Here is a 15,731-nt window from a genome sequence, read left to right as displayed (position 1 = left end):
ACGGCGCGGCGACGGAACGCGTGCGGCGCATGAGGATTAACACGGCGACCCTTAACGCGAGGAGACGTCCTGATCAGTCCCCTGATCCAGAAGCTGTCGCGCCGTGATGACCTATCCGAGCCGGAGAAGCTGGTTCTGGGTGAGCTTCTTCAGCCGCCGGTCGTCATTCCGGCGGGAGCCGACATCGTCCGGCAGCATTCATCGCCCGGCTTCAGCACCCTGATCCTCGACGGCTTCGGGGCCCGATATGTCGTGCTGATGAACGGTTCGAGGCAGATCACGGAACTGAACGTGCCCGGCGACTTCGTCGATCTGCACAGTCTGATGATGAACCCGATGGATCACGGGGTGGTTGCGCTCACTGCCTGCACGGTGGCGCGATGCCCCCATGAGGGCCTGCGCCGGCTGACAGAGACCGAACCCCATCTGACCCGGCTGCTCTGGATGGACACCCTGATCGACGCCGCCGTGCACCGGCAATGGATCGCAGGCCTGGGACGCCGGAACGCCGTGGCGCGCCTCGCCCATCTCCTGTGCGAACTCTATCGTCGCCTGGAGATTGTCCATCGCGCGGGTAGCGGAAGGATGGAGCTTCCTCTCAGCCAGGCCGTCCTCGCAGACGTCCTCGGGCTGTCGGACGTCCACGTCAATCGTTCCATCGCCCAACTCCGGAGCGCGGAACTGGTCAAATGGACAGGACGCGCCATCGAGATCTGCGATTGGGACGGCCTGGTCAGGCAGGCGGAGTTCGACCTCACCTATCTGAGGCTGACAAAGGCTCCGGTCTAAATCTGGTCTAGTTCGTGGTTGTCGATCACGAGACCCGAGGAGGGAAGGCGATGGCTCCGAAATTTCCATAGGGAAACCGGTTCCGGCACGGGCAGGTCCGAAAGACTGTCCAGCCCGGCCAGGCGATCCTTCAGGTCTGTGCCGAAATACTTGTCACGGGGCGGAGAGCCTAGAAGCTTGAAGGGTCCGTTCGACCCCTGTTCCAGGGCGGCGTGGTCTCGCCACAGGCGTCGCCATTGTCGGATCCAGGCGCGCGTCGCCAGGATCTCGACCGGAGTCGCGGCCTCCACCTCGCCGGCGATGACCCGCATCAGGTCCATGATCGAGATCAGGTCGTCCACGACCCCGCGGTCGATGTCGACATAGCGGGGGTAGAGCAGTTCCTCGCGGATGATGGAGACCATGGCGAACAGCCGGCAGAGTTCGGCGGGGCGGTCCGCGCCCGTCTCCGATTCAAGATGGTCCTTGAAACGGCTGTCGAGATAGCGGAGCTCGGCAAGCATGTTCAGAACCTCCTTCTTTCGGGACCAGGGACGATATTGAAAGCCAATCGTCCGCGCCCCGGCGCCCAGAGTCCTCTTTTGGTCACTGGCGGAGGACGGGGCTCGGGGAAACCCAATAGATCCAGGCGGGCAGGCGGCGCTCCGGAACTTTGGCAACCCCTGCAGGAGGCAGGGATTGATTCAGGATGCAGGACCAGATCGTGATCGTGGGCGGCGGTGCAGGCGGCCTGGAGCTGGCCGCCCTTCTCGGACGCCGGCTGGGCCCCCACGAAGGGCCCGGGAAAGTGCTCCTCATAGACCGGGCGGTCTTTCATCTGTGGAAACCCTCCCTTCATGAAGTCGCGGCCGGCTCGCTGGACTCGAGGCAGGAAGGCCTCGACTATCTGATGCTCGCGCGTCGCAATCATTTCAGGTTCATGCTGGGCGAGGTCGAAGGCCTCGACCCCGTCGCGCGCCGCCTTCGTCTGGCTGAAACCCGGGACGTCGACGGCGCCCTGCTGATCGGGGCGCGGTCGCTGGATTTCGAACGCCTGGTTCTGGCTACGGGCGCCGGGAGCCATCTGTTCGACACGCCCGGCGCGGCTGAACACGCCTGTCTGCTCGAGGACGTGGCGGACGCGGAGGCCTTTCACCGGCGGCTCGCCGCGCTCTTCCTGTCATCCGCCTATGACGGTCGCCGTCTGCTCAGGATCGCCATCGTCGGGGCCGGCGCGACGGGGGTCGAACTCGCCACGGAGCTTCTGGAAGGACATGCGGTCCTGTCGGCGGCGCTCGACCCCACCGAGCGCTTCACGCTGGAGGTGACGGTGGCGGAGGCCGCGCCGCGCATACTCGGCGGTCTTCCCCAGACGGTCGCCGACAAGGCGGCCCGGGCCTTGCGGGCGCGCGGCGTCCGGCTCGTCGTCGGGGCGCGGGTGACGCGCGTCCGGGCCGACGGGCTGGAGACCAGCGCCGGCGAGATTCCGGCCGACCTGATTGTCTGGGCCGCCGGGGTGAAGGCGGCCGAGATCAACAGGACCTTCGGCCTGGCCACGGGGCGTCTCAACCAGTTCGTCGTGGACGATCGCCTCCGCACCTCCGCTTCCGGCGTCTACGCCATGGGCGACTGCGCAGAGGCGCCGGGTCCTAATGGACGCCCCGTTCCGGCCAGGGCCCAGGCCGCATCCCAGGAGGCCGCCTACCTGGCAAGAGCCCTGACGCGGCCCGGGGATCCCGGACCCTATCGATACCGCGACAAGGGCTCCCTCATCTCCCTCGGCCCGGGTCATGGGCTGGGCTCGCTGATGGGCGGACTCGTCGGCCCCGACTTCCTGATCGAGGGACTTCTCGCGCGCTGGGCCTACATGGCTCTTCACCTCGAGCACCACCGGGTTGTCGTCGGTCTGCGCAGAACCGTGCTGCTGGCCCTGAGCCGGTTGTTCCACCGCCGTGTCTCTGGGCGGCTCAAACTGCACTGAAGAAAGCCCCTCCTGGTCGGCCAGGGAAGGGCTCGGCGGGTCAGCCGCGCCGACTCGGCGCCGGTCGCCGGGGCGAGACCCGGTTGCGGGTCCGGCCGGACCGACGCATCAGGGGCGTCCGACCGAAGACGAAAGCGAGCAGCCAGCCAACAAGGCCGCCTGGTCGTATCGATGTGGATCCGGCATTCGACATGAAGCCATCCTGACCCTGTGCACAGGGGCGCCCAACAACATGGGTTAGGAAGATCGGCGACGCCTGCGACCGATGGCACGTCGTCTTCGGACAGGCGGGCCGAATCCAGTTTGGGCCAAGGCGTCTTTGGCAGCGTGATCTGGAGTTTGCGCGATCAGGCGACTTGCGCGGCGGTCGCGCTCTAGGTCCGCGTCGAGGCGGCGGTGGAACGGGTGTCTCCGCCCGCATTCTGGCCGGCGCGGAAGACCCGGATGGGTTTCTTTTCCTCCAGACCGTCGGAGCGTCCGTCCGTGCGGGCCGGCGCCGTCACCGTGGGGTCGGTATTGTCCTCCGGGTCCGGTCGGGGCGGCTGGTCTGGGCTTCGGGTCATGGCGTCCTCGCGACTAGGCGTGAGGTCAACCCGTCCGGGGTCCGACCGGTTCCGGTCGCGCCAGGCCCTCAGAAGGCTGTGGGAATGAGCGGTCCGCAGACGGCGCTGAGGTTGGCCGCCTGAACCAGGCCGGGCAGATCCTGAAGCACGGTGCGTCCCGCCCTGTAGTCGACGAGAACATTGCGTCGAAGCTGCTGGAGGGTGCGGTTCATGTGAACGGCGCTCAGGCCGAGAATGTCGGCGAGCACGTCCTGCGTCAGGGGCAGATGGAGGGCGCCGCCACGCGCGGACCCGAGACGGACCTGACGCTCGTGCAGTTCGAGCAGCAGGTGGGCCGTGCGTTCGTAGGCGTTGAGCCGCCCGAGCCGGACGACCTGGCGCGCCATGCGCAGGCGTTCCGCCGTCCGACATCGACGCCAGGCGTCCCTCAGGGGAGAGGCCTTCACCTCGGGCTCGGAAAGCGTGGTCCAGAAGGCGGTGGCGTCCACCGTGACGATCTCGGTCAGGGCCCAGACCTGGAGATCGGCGTCGACCGATCCCGAGGCCACGATGACGTCGCCGGGCAGGCTGAGGCTGACGATCTGACGTCGTCCGTCGTTCAGCATGGCGCCGCGCGCGATCCAGCCGCTCGTCACCAGCCGGGCCTGGTTGCGCTCGGGGTCCATGGGAATGGCGGCGCCGGAGGGCTGCTGCTGGGGCGCGCCTGTGAAATTGCTGCGGATCAGGGCAGTCCCCTCCACCCCGATCGGGGCGAAGCTGGCCAGCATCCGCTCCAGGGGCGCGGTGAGGCGGGCTTCAAGACCTGTATCCGACTGATTCTTCATGGCCTTCGACCAACAGCATGGCTTCGACGACCAGTTCTTCACATAGGTTGGTTTTCGCGCGTTTCGTGCTGGCCGGGTGCTGAAATCAGGCGCCGGCCGATGCGCCGCTGGTCCAGAATTTCGCGTCCAGACAGGCTGCTGGGCGAGTGTCGGCGCCCAGACCGTCGGAGAGAATCTCCAGCGCGGGTTCCAATCTCGCGGGGCGGGAGGGCACGAGACCGTCGCGTGGCGTCCAGAGGTCATAGGAACGCATATGGGCGTCCGCAGCCGTAAACAGGAGGCAGAGATCCGCGGCGAGCCCCACGAGAACCAGGCGGGTGGCGCCGAGGGAGGGCAGGAGCACCGGCAGACCCGTGCCGTAGAAGCCCGACTGCTGGGGTTTGATGATGAAGACGTCGTCGTCGGCGGGCGCCAGACGTCGGGAGATCGAAGCCCCCCGCGCCCCGGCGCGGCAGGCCCGGTCGACGATCTGCCGGCGGTCTTCAGACCATCGATCGAAGTTGTCATTGACGTAGATGACCGGCGCGCCGCAGCGGCGGGCGGTCGCACGAAGGTCGTGGATGACGAGGCTCGCGGCTTCGGCCTGGGCCAGGATCGCCGCGGCGCCGTCGAATTCCAGGTCGTTGATCATGTCTATGATCAGCAGGGCGGGGCGTTCGCCCGCAGGATGTCCGGAAGCCGTGGGCGACATCGTGGGTCAGCCGCCGACGTAGCGATCGAATTCCTGGAGATAACGGATCTTCAGTCGATCCTGGTCCTCGGCATGGGCTTTCAGGTGGAGAAACCACCCGTGCTCTTCCTCGTACATATGGGTCAGGACGGCGCCCTCGACATGTTCCCACTTGTCGAGCCATGCCTGCGAGTCCGGCGCAATCGTCTCCAGTTCAGCCATCTGCATCTTGGCGGCGGTCTGCTCGCCATAGGCCAGTCCGGCCTGGTCCTTGTGGCCGTGGCGGGCCATGGCCGGATAGAGCACCAGCTCCTCCGCCAGGCTGTGACCGTTGAGGACGAGGGCGAGGGCGTCCCGCGCCGCCAGACGCGCTTCGCCCGCAGCCGCTTCACGTCCGGACTGAAACGCCGCCCGGATCGCCTCGTGATGATCCAGGGCCGCGGACAGCCAGTCTCCGGGGGCGGCGGCCTCCCGCGCGGCCGCCGTGGCCTCGGCCCTTTTTTCCGCCGAGGGGGCGGGCGTGATGGCGGCGAGCGCCTTGTCGATGACGGACATGTCCTGCTTCTCCCTGGGGCTTCAGTCAGGCCTAACGATCCGCGAACAGGCCGGTCGGCAGAGACCGGTAGCCGACTCAGCCGTCGACCGTCCGTCAGACCGTGACGACGCCGCCGACGGCGGCGATGCGCTCGACCTCGGCATAGGAGGCCCGTGCGAGGCTGGCGCCGAAGACGTCAGGATCAATCTCCTCATAGACCAGCCGGGCCCCGCGCCGGTCGGCCAGGGTGGCGAGGGCGGTGCGCACCAGGTCTTGGCCGGCCACGACCGGAGCGCCGGTGTAGAGCAGGAGGCGTCCGCCGGGCGCGAGGCGGGAGAGGGCTTCTTTCGCCCACTCCAGAGCGACCTCCGCCCCGTACTGACCGCCGCCGTCGCGGTACAGCCGTCCGCTGCGCCCCGCCATATAGGGCGGGTTGGCGGCGATCAGGTCCCAGACGCCCTCAGCAGGAAACCCGCCTGGCCGGAGATCGATCGGGAGACCGGCATGTCGGGCGTTGAGGCGGCAGAGGCGAAGGGCCTGGGGGTTGATGTCGGTGGCGACGACGGAGGCTTCGGGATCGAGGGCGGCGATCGCGAGGGCTCCGGCTCCCGCCCCGACCCCGATCTCGAGCGCCTGTCGCCACGAGGCGCCGGACAGGGCCTGACGCAGGAAGCGGACGTAGCGATAGCTGTCGGGTCCGAGGAAGACGGCCTGCTCGTCTGCGGAAGAGGCGGAATGCAGGTGCAGGCGTCCGTCCAGACGACTGACGCGGAGCCGGGAGCGCAAACCGTCGGCGTCTTCCCTGAGGGCGTCGGCCTCTGTCAGGACGTTCAGAAGCCATGCGGGGGCGGTTTCGGCATGGAAGGCGCGGCCCCAGCCCAGGACGTCGCGAAGGAGGTCGGCCTCGTCGGCCCGCCGCCGCCGCGCTACCAGGCCATGGACGGCCGGGGTGGGCGAGACGAAGTCGTATCCGGCGGCGTCCAGGCGGGAAAGAAGCTCAAGGAGGGCGGCGTCGCCGGGCGCAGGGACCTGAGCCGTCACGCGGAACGACGCAGGGGGGCTGCGCCCCAGAGATGGGCCCGGTAGGCGTCGAAGCAGCGGGCGCCGGCCATGAGCCGCATGATCGCGCCTTCAGCCAGGGCGCGGACGCACTCCGGGCGCTCCGCGGCTAGGGGGCGAAGCACCTCCTCGTTCCAGGCCTCGGAATGGGCGATGTCCAGGGTGGCGTGAAGGGCGAAATACTTGCGCTCCACCCCGACGCCGAGCCGCTTGAGGCCCTCGGCCACATGGGCGGCTCGCCAGGGGGCCGTGAGCTCTACAGCCCCCAGGGCGCCGAGGGCGTGGTAGGCGTAGCGTCTCTGGGTCGAGAAGGCGACGAGGGTGTTGCCAAGAGCGAGGGACGGCCACGCCGTCTCATCGATACGGGGATGCAGGTCGAGCGCCGCGGCGAGACGGTCCAGCATGGGACCGTGCATGCCGGCTTCCGACCCGCGGCCCATTTCGTCCCAGTAGTTGCGCGCCAGTTCGAGCTTGGGACGGGCCGGCATCTTGACCTGGGCCATGGCCACGAGATCCTCGAACCCGGCCTCGCCCGCCACCTCCTGCAGCAGGAACCAGCGCATCTCCTCCATCGTCGCCGTCTCGGCGAGCCAGGGGAAGAGCGGGTCCGCCTCTCCGGGCCCGGATCCCTTGAGCCCCTCGAACCACGCGACGAAGGCGTCCGCCGTGGTCGGCAGGTCGGCGAGCCAGGGCGCGGCCTCGGCCCGGGCGCGTTCGATGAATTCGCCCTCGACCAGCATCATCTCCGCATCGTGGCGGAGGTCGTCACGCCAGGCAGGGCGCGGCGTGGCCGGGGCGAGGCGACGGTGGTTCCAGTGCGCCAACCGGCGATGAAAACCCGCCGGGTCCGAGGGTTCGGGGGCGGGGAGCGGGGCTGGACCCTCTGGCGACATGAAAGGCTCCTGTGACTTGGGGACTGCCATACGCCCTGCCGCGACCCAGGGTTCCCGAAGGGGTGCGAGGCCCCGAAATCCCTGCCTCCGTGTCGGGTTTCAGACAGTGGAACTGGGTCCGTGACCGTCGGTTCATCCAGTCCTTCAGGGAGGCGCCGAATGGAAGAGACTGGATTTAACTGGACGATCAGCCGGGTCGAGGAGACCTGGGCCTGGGTCGTGACGGACCCGGCGGACGGGGCGGCTCTTGTCGCCGGCCAGGCCCCGTCCCGCGCCGTCGCCGCCGCCATGGTGGTTCGCGCCCTGGCGCGCGGCATGACCGAGGCAGCGCCTCGCGAGTTGGCCGCATGAACGCGACGACGACGAGCGGACTGCGGGCGATGCAGGTCCTGGAGCGGAGCCTCTATCGCGGTCCCCATCTTTACAGCGCCAGGCCCATGGCGCGCATCCGTCTCGACCTGGGTCGGATGGAGGACTGGCCGACCAATCGGCTGGGCGACTTCACGGCGCGCCTGATGGAGGCGCTGCCGGGCCTCGAGCGGCACGGCTGCTGCTACGGCGAGCCGGGAGGGTTCGTGCGTCGCCTGCGCGACGGGACATGGTTCGGCCACGTCGCGGAGCACGTCGCCCTGGAACTGCAGACCCGCGCGGGAACCCCTGTCACCCGGGGCAAGACGCGTTCGGTGCGCGGCCAGCCGGGCGTCTACGACATCCTCTTCACCTATGGCGACGAGACCACGGCCCTTCTGGCCGGACGACTGGCCCTGCAGATTTGCGACGCCCTGCTGCCGGAGGCGCTCGCCGGGATCAGCGGCCTGGACCGGGTCTGCGCGGACAGTCTCGATCCGCGCCTGCCGGGCGCCGTCCAGGCCGATGAGGCGGCGGCCATCCTCCGCGATGCGGTGCGCCGGACGGCGTTCGGCCCCTCCACCCAGGCCCTGGTGGACGCCGCGCAACGTCGGGGGATTCCTGTGGAACGCCTCAACACCGGGAGCCTCCTGCGCCTGGGATGGGGCGCCCGGCAGAGGCGCCTGCGCGCCAGCGTGACGGACCGCACGGGCCTGATCGCGGCCGAACTGGCGGGCGACAAGGCCCAGGCCAAGGCCTTGCTCGAGGCCGTGGGCTGTCCGACCGCCCGCGGAGAGGTGGTGCGCACCGCGGACGAGGCCGCCGCCGCCGCCGCACGCCTGGGCGGCAGGGTCGTGGTCAAGCCGCTCGACGGCAACCATGGACGGGGCGTGACGACAGGCCTGGACACGTCCGAGGCCGTCAGGAAGGCCTTCGCCCTCGCCGCGCCCCACGGTCGGCGGGTCATCGTCGAACAGGAGCTTCCGGGCCGGGATTACCGGGTCCTGGTGGTCGACGGCAGGGTCGTCGCCGTCGCCGAGCGCAGGCCGCCCTGCGTCGAGGGCGACGGGCGTCGTTCGGTCGCGGAACTGGTCGAGGCGGTCAACGCCGATCCGCGCCGGGGCGTCGGCCATGAGAACAGCCTGACCCGGATCCGCCTCGACGAGGAGGCGCTGGCCCTCCTGTCCCGCCAGGGCCTGTCGCCCGAGAGCGTTCCGGGGCCCGGCGTCAGGGTCCTGCTCCGCACCGCCGCCAACCTCTCCTCGGGCGGGACCGCGACGGACCGGACCGACGAGATTCACCCGGCCAACGCCGCCATCGCCCGCCGGGCCGCCCTGGCCCTGGGCCTGGACGTGGCCGGGGTGGATCTTCTTGCGCCGGACATCCGCCGCTCGGTGCGCGAAACCGGCGGGGGCGTGGTCGAGGTCAATGCTGCGCCGGGACTGCGCATGCATCTGTCGCCTTCGGAGGGCGAGGCGAGGGACGTCGCCTGGCCGGTCCTGGACATGATGTTCCCGCGGGGCGTCCGGTCCCGCATTCCCGTGATCGCAGTGACCGGCACCAACGGGAAATCGACCGTGGGCCGGATGATCGCCCATGTGCTGCAGGCGGAAGGACGGACCGTCGGCCTGACCAACACCAGCGGGGTCTATGTCGACGGAGAGAGAATCCGCGCCGGAGACGCCAGCGGTCCGCGCAGCGCCCGGATGGTGCTGAATGATCCCGTCGTCGACGTCGCGGTGCTGGAATGCGCCCGAGGGGGCATCCTGCGCGAGGGCCTCGCCTTCGACCGCTGCGACGTCGGCTGCGTCCTCAACGTCCAGCCCGACCACCTGGGGCTCAAGGGGGTGGACACCCTGGAGGATCTGGCGAAGGTCAAGTCGGTCGTGGCCGAGGCCGTGTCACGTCGGGGTCTGAGCGTCCTCAACGCCGATGATCCGCTCACGCTGCGCATGGCCCGCCATGCGGGAGGACGGGTCTGCTGGTTCTCCATGCGCGGCGGCGCCGAGACGCCGGGCTTCCTGCTCAAGCATGTGGCCGAAGGCGGGGTCGCGGTCCTCTATGACGCCGCAAGCGGCGTGCTTGAGCTTCACGACCGGGGCGATCGCCGCCGGCTGGCCCATGCGGCGGACCTGCCTTCGACCCTGGGCGGGGCGGCGGCCTTCAATGTGGCCAACATCCTGGCGGCTGCGGCGGCCTGCTACGGCGTAGGCGTGCCTCCGGAGCGGATCGGGACGGCTCTGGGCAGCTTCACATCCAGCTACGAGCAGAATCCCGGCCGCCTCAACATCTGCGACCAGCACGGCTTCCGGGTCATCATGGACTACGCCCACAACCCGGACGGCCTTCGGGCCCTCGGCGCCCTCGTGGCGGCGATCCGGCCCGCCGGGGGACGGACCATCGCCATGATCAGCATCCCCGGCGACCGGCGGACGCAGGAGATCGTCGCTATGGGCGAGATCAGCGCAAGCTTCTTCGACGAGGTCGTCTTCAGGGAGACGCCCGACAACCGCGGTCGTCCCGCCGGCGAAGTGATCCGCCTCCTCGCGGAAGGCGCGCTGCGCAGCGGCGCAGACGCGTCACGTTTCCGCGGCGTGCAAAAGGAGGAGGAGGCTGTGGCTGCATGCCTTGAAGCGGCGAGACCCGGGGACCTCGTCGTCCTCACGCCGACCCGCATCGAAGCGGTGTGGGCGCAGATCCTGGCCTTCCGTCCTGCCTTGCCGTCCTCGGCCCTTGGCCTGAATGCGCCCGGCGTCATCCTGGAGCCTCCCCATGGGTAAGGGCCCCCTGATCATCATCGGCGGGCATGAGGACAAGACCGGCGAGCGGGTCATCCTCAACGAGGTCGCCCGGCGCCTCGACGGCGGCAAGCTGGTGATCGCGACCATCGCCTCCCATGAACCCGAAGGCTATTTCGACAGCTATCGGGAAGGCTTCAAGGGCCTCGGCGTCGGTGAACTGATCGAGCTCTACGTCGAGGACCGCGCCGAGAGCCATGAGCGGGACCTTCTCGCCCGGCTTGACGGCGCCGCCGGCGTCTTCTTCAGCGGCGGCGACCAGCTCAGGCTGGCCAGCCAGATCGGCGACACGCCGATCGAACGACGCATTCGCGATCTCCATGCGCGCGGCGGCGTGATCGCGGGGACGTCGGCGGGGGCTTCGGTGATGAGCGAGACCATGCTGGTGAAGGGACCGAGCGCGGAGTCCTACAGGATCGGCGAGGTGCACATGGCGCCCGGACTGGGCCTGCTCCCCAATGTCATCATCGACCAGCATTTCGCCGAAAGGGGACGGTTCGGCCGGCTGCTGGGCGCGGTGGCCCACAATCCGCGGCTCATGGGGCTGGGCATCGACGAAAACACGGCTGTGGTGGTCGAGCACGGGCGGTTGAGGGTGCTCGGCGACGGCGCCGTCTATGTCGTCGACGGGGAGGATGCGACCCATTCCAATATCTCTGAAGGCGGCGCCGAGGACGCCCTGTCCATGTTTGACGTGCGCCTCCACGTCCTGGCCCGGGACGACGGCTTCGACCTCGCCCGCCGTCGTCCGCAGCGCGCGGCCCCGGAAGAGAAGGGCGGGAGCGGCGATCCGCAGTGACCTGAACCCGACACGTCGGCCCCGGCGCCGGTCGCGAGGGTTAGCCTCCTGAACCGACTGCAAGGAGGGACGCCGACATGACCAATGCTGACGACGTCTGGCGCGACGTCTTCGTGACAGGCCTCAAGAACGCCCACGCCGTGGAAAACCAGGCCCTGGCCCTGATGGATCGCCAGATCGACCGGGCCCGGAACTTCACCGAGGTCGCCGCCAGGCTGAAGGCCCACCGTCTCGAGACCGAGGGACAGATCCTCCGTCTGGAGACCCTGCTGGACGGCTTCGACGAGAAGCCGTCCGGCCTCAAGGACGCCGCCCTCTCGCTTGGCGGCAATCTGGCGGCCATGAGCCACAGCTTCGCCGAAGACGAGATCCTGAAGAACGCCTTCGCCAACTACGCCTTCGAGAACTTCGAGGCGGCCTCCTACCGGGCCCTGATCCTTCTGGCTCAGAGCGGAGGCTATGAGGCGGCCTATGACCCCCTCGCCGCCACCCTGGAGGAAGAGGTGCGCATGGCGCGCTGGGTCGACGAAAGCCTGCCCATGCTGGTCGAGAAACACCTCGAGCTCAGACGCGCCGGCGAAAACGCCAGCCGCTGAGTCCTGTAGCTGAAATTGTATATATCTTCAATATAATCAACGGGATAAAACCGTCATGTTCATGCACAACAAGAAGTTGATGTATACGGTGCGGGTCGCCGAACCCAATCCGGCCCTGGCCACTCTCATGCTCGAACAGTTCGGCGGACCCCAGGGTGAGCTGGCCGCCGCCATGCGCTACTTCACCCAGGGGCTGGCTGACGAGGACGTGGGGCGTCGCGACCTGCTGATGGACATCGCCACGGAGGAGCTGAGCCACCTCGAGATCATCGGCTCGATCGTCGCCATGCTCAATCGCGGGGCCAAGGGGAAGCTCGCGGAAGCCGCCGAGGAGGAAGCGGACCTCTACGCCAGCATGACCTCGGGCGGCGAAAGCCACACCATGTCCATCCTCTATGGCGGCGGCACGGCCCTGATCAACTCCGCCGGCGTGCCCTGGACAGCGGCCTATATCGACTCCATCGGCGATCCGGCCTGCGATCTGCGCTCCAATATCGCCGCCGAATCCCGGGCCAAGATCGTCTATGAACGGCTGATCAACGTCACCGATGATGCGGGAATCAAGGACGCCCTGACCTTCCTCATGACGCGCGAAGTGGCCCACCAGAAGTCCTTCGAGAAGGCGCTCTACGCCATCCCCGCCAACTTCCCGCCCGGCAAGCTTCCCGGTCATCCGGACTTCGCCGACAAATACTACAACATGTCCCAGGGGGACGGGGATGCGAACGGGTCCTGGAACGAGGGCGAGCAGTGGGAGGTCGTGGACGACCGCGAAGCCCAGGCGGCGGTGGACGGTGGCGCGGGCGACGCCTCGGTCAAGCTGGCGGCGGCTGACAAGAAGGCGGTTCAGGCCTTCGCGGCCCGCACCCGGTCCGATCCTTCAGCCAATCCGATCACCGGGGCCGATCTCGGCGCAGGTCCCGGGGCCGGGCGCACAACGCCCATGGAGGCTCCGGCCTGACGAGGATCGTGGGACACGCGGGCGCTCGGTGGCGCCCGCAAGTCCCGCCGCCGCGCGACTGAGCGCTGCAAGACGCACGAGGAGCAAGAGCATGACGGATCCATTCCGTGCCCACAGGGGCGCCGCCAGACCGACGGCTCTGGTAACCGGCGCCCGCCGCGCGCAAGGTCTCGGCGGTCTCAAGGGAGCGGGGATAGGGTGAAGCCAGCACGACTTCGGGGCGTTCGTGAGCCGGAAGGTTCGCGAAGCAGGTCCCGAGGGCGCGGGCCTGCACAGGGCCCGGGGGCTAAGCGGGACGTCCGCGTCCCGCATTTCCAGCTGGATGCGGTCATGGCCGGCGGCATGGGCGGCCTCAAGCGCGACATCGCCGGCGCCTTGCCCGTGGCGAACCAGCCAGAGGGCCGCGCGCCAGCGGGACCGGTCAGCCTTCATGGCCGGTCTCAGGTTCGGCGGGGATCGGCGAGCCTGAACCTCGGCCGCTGCATCTCGCCCGCTCGTGGAGGAGCGCCGGTGCGGCTCGACGGGCTCAGGCCGCCTCGGACAGCGCAGGGACGGCCGGAACGGACTGGACGACGTCCTGACCGCATTGGTTCGGAAGAGGGTCCGGCGCAACCGGCTCAGGGCGCTTCATCGGTACCGCCGCATGACAGGCCGGCGACGTGAAGACATAGAAGCCGCGGTCGGCCATGGCGGCGAAGAAGTCCTGATCGTAGACGCGATCCGCAAACATCGAAGCTGACAGTCTCCCTTCTGTTCATCGGGAGGGCGTAACGAGACCCATGCGGCGGCGTTCCATGGGTCCGGCTTCCGACTCTTTGAGCGCGACCTCAATCGCCTACGGCTCGCTCAAGGGGCGCCTCGGCGCCCGTCATTCGCGGGTCGGGCCGCTTATCCTGATTTCTCAGAAACCCGGTCAACGCCGTGGCGAGGTAGACAAGAGCCAGGAGCAGAAGGAGGAGGCCTCCGAACTGCAGGAGCCGCCGGGGGTTGCGCAGGACTGGCGGCTTGTCGGCGGATTTCATCGGAGCGCCTTCCTTCTGGCCGGGTGTGCGTGGGTTCAAGCGCCCGAAGCCCCCGCCTGTTCCAGGGGAGTCGCTGTGTCGCCCATCCGCCGTTTCGAGGCGATGTGCCCGGAACGCGTGGGCCGCCGAAGCGCTACCCGGAAGCAGCGGGCCGCCGGACGCCCCCGTCCTTCGCGGTCGTACAGACAATCCCGAGCCAGGTGAGGAATGAGATGAAATTCTACGAGATCGTCGTCGCCGACGCCCACGGCGCCGAGCGCAAGCTGAGGGTGCCTTCTCCGACGGACGCCCAGGCGGCGGACGCCGCCGCCCCCTTGTTGAACAGCGGCGACTCCATCCTTTCGATCCGCGAGACGCCCGACGACGGCCTTCAGAGAACCGATGGTCCGCCCCCCAAGACCCAGGCGGAGGAGCTCGCGCCGACCACGCCCGGCATGGCGGCCCGTCGCGATCCTTCGTGATCCATGCAGGCCGTCCCGGCGGAGACCCCCGGTGAGATGAAGCTTCGCGTCGGCACGGCGGGCTGGGCCATACCGGCCGGGGTGAGAGACCGGTTTCCTGTCGAGGGGGGCGGGCTCGAACGCTACGCCGGCCGGCTCGGCGCCGTGGAGATCAACTCCACCTTCTACCGCCGCCACCGGGTCTCGACCTTTGAGCGCTGGGCCGCCGCCACGCCGCCGGATTTTCGGTTCGCCGTCAAGGCGCCGCGCGAGATCACGCACCGCCGCAAGCTGGAGAACTGCGAAGACCTGCTCGCGGACCTGGCCGCCGATCTCCGCGGACTGGGAGACCGCCTCGGACCGGTCCTGATCCAGACGCCGCCGAGCCTGGCCTTTGACGAGACCCGGACAGGCGCTTTTGTGGACGCCTGCGAGGCCCAGATCGAGGCGGCGATCGTGATGGAGCCCCGGCACCCTTCCTGGTTCACGGCTTCGGCGGATCATTGGCTCGCCTCTCGCCGGGTGGCGCGTGTTGCGGCCGATCCGGAACCGGCGCCGGGGGCAGGTTCGCCCGGCGGTTCCGGGTCCTATGTCTACTTCCGGCTGCACGGCAGTCCGGACATGTATCGCTCGGCCTATGGGCGCGATCGGCTCAAGGCCATCCTTCAACGGGTCATGGGGGAGGTCGGGGCCGAGCGCTGGGTCATTTTCGACAACACCGCCTCGGGCGCGGCGGCGGCGGACGCGCTTGCGCTCGCCCGGATGGCGAGGTCCGCCTAGTCTCCGGTCTGGTCGTGAGGCGCGGCGACCGGCTTGGACTCGGGCGACTCGCGTTGCCGCAGGAAGATCGACAGGACCACCAAGACCGCCGTCGACAGAAACTCGCTCTGCCAGTTCTGGAAGGACTCGAACCAGAGCTGGGGGTCGGCGAGATAGGCGAACGTCCCCGTGGCCGCCTCGCCATGCTCCAGCGCCTCCTGCGCGGCCGCTCGCGCGCTTTGGGTCCAGTGGAGGATGAAGGAGGCGAGGAAAAGGACCACAAGCGCCAGACCCAGGGAACGGGAATAGACAGCCCGTGCGAAGGCGCCCCAGCGCAGGGGCGCGGGCGCTCCCGCCTTGTCGGCCTGGGCCTGAAGATCAGCGTCGCGGGGCGGCGCCTCGGGGGCCCGGGATTCCGACGAACCCTTCTGGATCAGGAAGGCGGTCAGGACCACATAGGCCGCCATCTGCAGGAACTCGCTCTCCCAGTTCTCGAAAACGGTCGACAGGAAGGGAGCGCTGCCGAGGTATTCCATCAGCGTGCCGCCGTCCTGGCCGTGTCGCAGGGCGTCCCCCGTCTCGACCCGCCATCCTGTCAGGGCGTGGCCGATAATGCTGGCGGCGAAGAGGAGCAGAAGAAAGAGCGTCAGCCCGTTGTCGCGCAAGATCCGCATGATGTCCTCCGGGTCGCCTTTGAAACGTCGTGATACGGTCA

Annotated in this window: 18 protein-coding genes; 9 read left to right on the top strand and 9 right to left on the bottom strand. The window is 68.8% G+C overall.

Translation table 11 applies throughout. The features are described 5' to 3' along the window. Nucleotides 1–69 precede the first annotated feature (69 nt). Nucleotides 70–789 (top strand): Crp/Fnr family transcriptional regulator, encoded by a 720-nt coding sequence (locus tag ACFYLW_RS07385; RefSeq protein WP_390182982.1) that lies wholly within the window; start codon nucleotides 70–72, stop codon nucleotides 787–789. Here ACFYLW_RS07385 and ACFYLW_RS07380 read toward each other — a convergent pair. Beyond that, the gene (locus tag ACFYLW_RS07380) at nucleotides 786–1,292 is read right to left on the bottom strand and encodes a hypothetical protein (protein WP_312065286.1); all 507 of its coding nucleotides are present in this window, start codon (nucleotides 1,290–1,292) and stop codon (nucleotides 786–788) included. The genes ACFYLW_RS07385 and ACFYLW_RS07380 overlap by 4 nt on opposite strands. Before the next feature lie 185 nt (nucleotides 1,293–1,477). Between ACFYLW_RS07380 and ACFYLW_RS07375 the strand changes: the two genes are divergently transcribed. Continuing rightward, nucleotides 1,478–2,749: an FAD-dependent oxidoreductase gene (locus tag ACFYLW_RS07375; RefSeq protein WP_312065285.1), complete on the top strand. Its 1,272-nt coding sequence runs from the start codon at nucleotides 1,478–1,480 to the stop codon at nucleotides 2,747–2,749. Between the two features lie 374 nt (nucleotides 2,750–3,123). Here ACFYLW_RS07375 and ACFYLW_RS07370 read toward each other — a convergent pair whose 3' ends face one another. From ACFYLW_RS07370 to ACFYLW_RS07345, 6 genes are all read right to left on the bottom strand, one after another. Beyond that, entirely contained in the window at nucleotides 3,124–3,312 is a 189-nt protein-coding gene (locus ACFYLW_RS07370) for a hypothetical protein (RefSeq protein ID WP_300195062.1), read from the bottom strand. Nucleotides 3,313–3,380: 68 nt separating this feature from the next. After that, entirely contained in the window at nucleotides 3,381–4,136 is a 756-nt protein-coding gene (locus ACFYLW_RS07365; protein WP_312065284.1) for a Crp/Fnr family transcriptional regulator, read from the bottom strand. Between the two features lie 85 nt (nucleotides 4,137–4,221). Further along, a complete protein-coding gene (locus ACFYLW_RS07360; RefSeq protein WP_312065283.1) occupies nucleotides 4,222–4,827 on the bottom strand; it encodes an isochorismatase family cysteine hydrolase in 606 nt (201 codons plus the stop codon). Between the two features lie 6 nt (nucleotides 4,828–4,833). Further along, nucleotides 4,834–5,361 (bottom strand): hemerythrin domain-containing protein, encoded by a 528-nt coding sequence (locus ACFYLW_RS07355; protein ID WP_312065282.1) that lies wholly within the window; start codon nucleotides 5,359–5,361, stop codon nucleotides 4,834–4,836. A 94-nt stretch (nucleotides 5,362–5,455) separates the two neighbouring features. Beyond that, the gene (locus ACFYLW_RS07350; RefSeq protein WP_312065281.1) at nucleotides 5,456–6,382 is read right to left on the bottom strand and encodes a methyltransferase; all 927 of its coding nucleotides are present in this window, start codon (nucleotides 6,380–6,382) and stop codon (nucleotides 5,456–5,458) included. Further along, nucleotides 6,379–7,293 (bottom strand): iron-containing redox enzyme family protein, encoded by a 915-nt coding sequence (locus ACFYLW_RS07345; RefSeq protein WP_312065280.1) that lies wholly within the window; start codon nucleotides 7,291–7,293, stop codon nucleotides 6,379–6,381. Before ACFYLW_RS07345 ends, ACFYLW_RS07350 begins: the two co-directional genes overlap by 4 nt. A 159-nt stretch (nucleotides 7,294–7,452) precedes the next feature. Here ACFYLW_RS07345 and ACFYLW_RS07340 point away from each other — a divergent pair, with 159 nt between their 5' ends. The 5 genes from ACFYLW_RS07340 to ACFYLW_RS07320 all read left to right on the top strand — a co-directional run bounded on the left by ACFYLW_RS07340 (nucleotide 7,453) and on the right by ACFYLW_RS07320 (nucleotide 12,795). Further along, on the top strand, nucleotides 7,453–7,644 hold the full coding sequence (locus ACFYLW_RS07340) for a hypothetical protein (RefSeq protein WP_312065279.1): 192 nt from the start codon (nucleotides 7,453–7,455) through the stop codon (nucleotides 7,642–7,644). Continuing rightward, on the top strand, nucleotides 7,641–10,421 hold the full coding sequence (gene cphA / locus ACFYLW_RS07335) for a cyanophycin synthetase (protein ID WP_312065278.1): 2,781 nt from the start codon (nucleotides 7,641–7,643) through the stop codon (nucleotides 10,419–10,421). Before ACFYLW_RS07340 ends, cphA begins: the two co-directional genes overlap by 4 nt. Then, on the top strand, nucleotides 10,414–11,238 hold the full coding sequence (locus ACFYLW_RS07330; protein ID WP_312065277.1) for a cyanophycinase: 825 nt from the start codon (nucleotides 10,414–10,416) through the stop codon (nucleotides 11,236–11,238). The genes cphA and ACFYLW_RS07330 overlap by 8 nt, the downstream gene beginning before the upstream one ends. Before the next feature lie 77 nt (nucleotides 11,239–11,315). Continuing rightward, nucleotides 11,316–11,834: a ferritin-like domain-containing protein gene (locus ACFYLW_RS07325; RefSeq protein WP_313105085.1), complete on the top strand. Its 519-nt coding sequence runs from the start codon at nucleotides 11,316–11,318 to the stop codon at nucleotides 11,832–11,834. A 55-nt stretch (nucleotides 11,835–11,889) separates the two neighbouring features. Next, the gene (locus ACFYLW_RS07320) at nucleotides 11,890–12,795 is read left to right on the top strand and encodes a manganese catalase family protein (RefSeq protein ID WP_312065275.1); all 906 of its coding nucleotides are present in this window, start codon (nucleotides 11,890–11,892) and stop codon (nucleotides 12,793–12,795) included. Between the two features lie 526 nt (nucleotides 12,796–13,321). Here the strand turns inward: ACFYLW_RS07320 and ACFYLW_RS07315 are convergent. Then, nucleotides 13,322–13,525, bottom strand: coding sequence for a hypothetical protein (locus ACFYLW_RS07315; protein WP_312065274.1), 204 nt, complete (start codon nucleotides 13,523–13,525; stop codon nucleotides 13,322–13,324). A gap of 504 nt (nucleotides 13,526–14,029) precedes the next feature. Here ACFYLW_RS07315 and ACFYLW_RS07310 point away from each other — a divergent pair. Then, nucleotides 14,030–14,278 (top strand): hypothetical protein, encoded by a 249-nt coding sequence (locus ACFYLW_RS07310; protein ID WP_184268476.1) that lies wholly within the window; start codon nucleotides 14,030–14,032, stop codon nucleotides 14,276–14,278. 36 nt (nucleotides 14,279–14,314) lie between these two features. Then, nucleotides 14,315–15,037 (top strand): DUF72 domain-containing protein, encoded by a 723-nt coding sequence (locus ACFYLW_RS07305; RefSeq protein WP_312065273.1) that lies wholly within the window; start codon nucleotides 14,315–14,317, stop codon nucleotides 15,035–15,037. Here the strand turns inward: ACFYLW_RS07305 and ACFYLW_RS07300 are convergent. Next, a complete protein-coding gene (locus ACFYLW_RS07300) occupies nucleotides 15,034–15,690 on the bottom strand; it encodes a DUF6766 family protein (protein WP_312065272.1) in 657 nt (218 codons plus the stop codon). The genes ACFYLW_RS07305 and ACFYLW_RS07300 overlap by 4 nt on opposite strands. Nucleotides 15,691–15,731 lie beyond the last annotated feature (41 nt).

Origin of the sequence: Brevundimonas sp. NPDC007368, from assembly GCF_042869015.1 — a bacterium.
Taxonomy (GTDB): Bacteria; Pseudomonadota; Alphaproteobacteria; order Caulobacterales; family Caulobacteraceae; genus Brevundimonas.
This window is presented reverse-complemented; position numbering and strand designations above follow the sequence as displayed.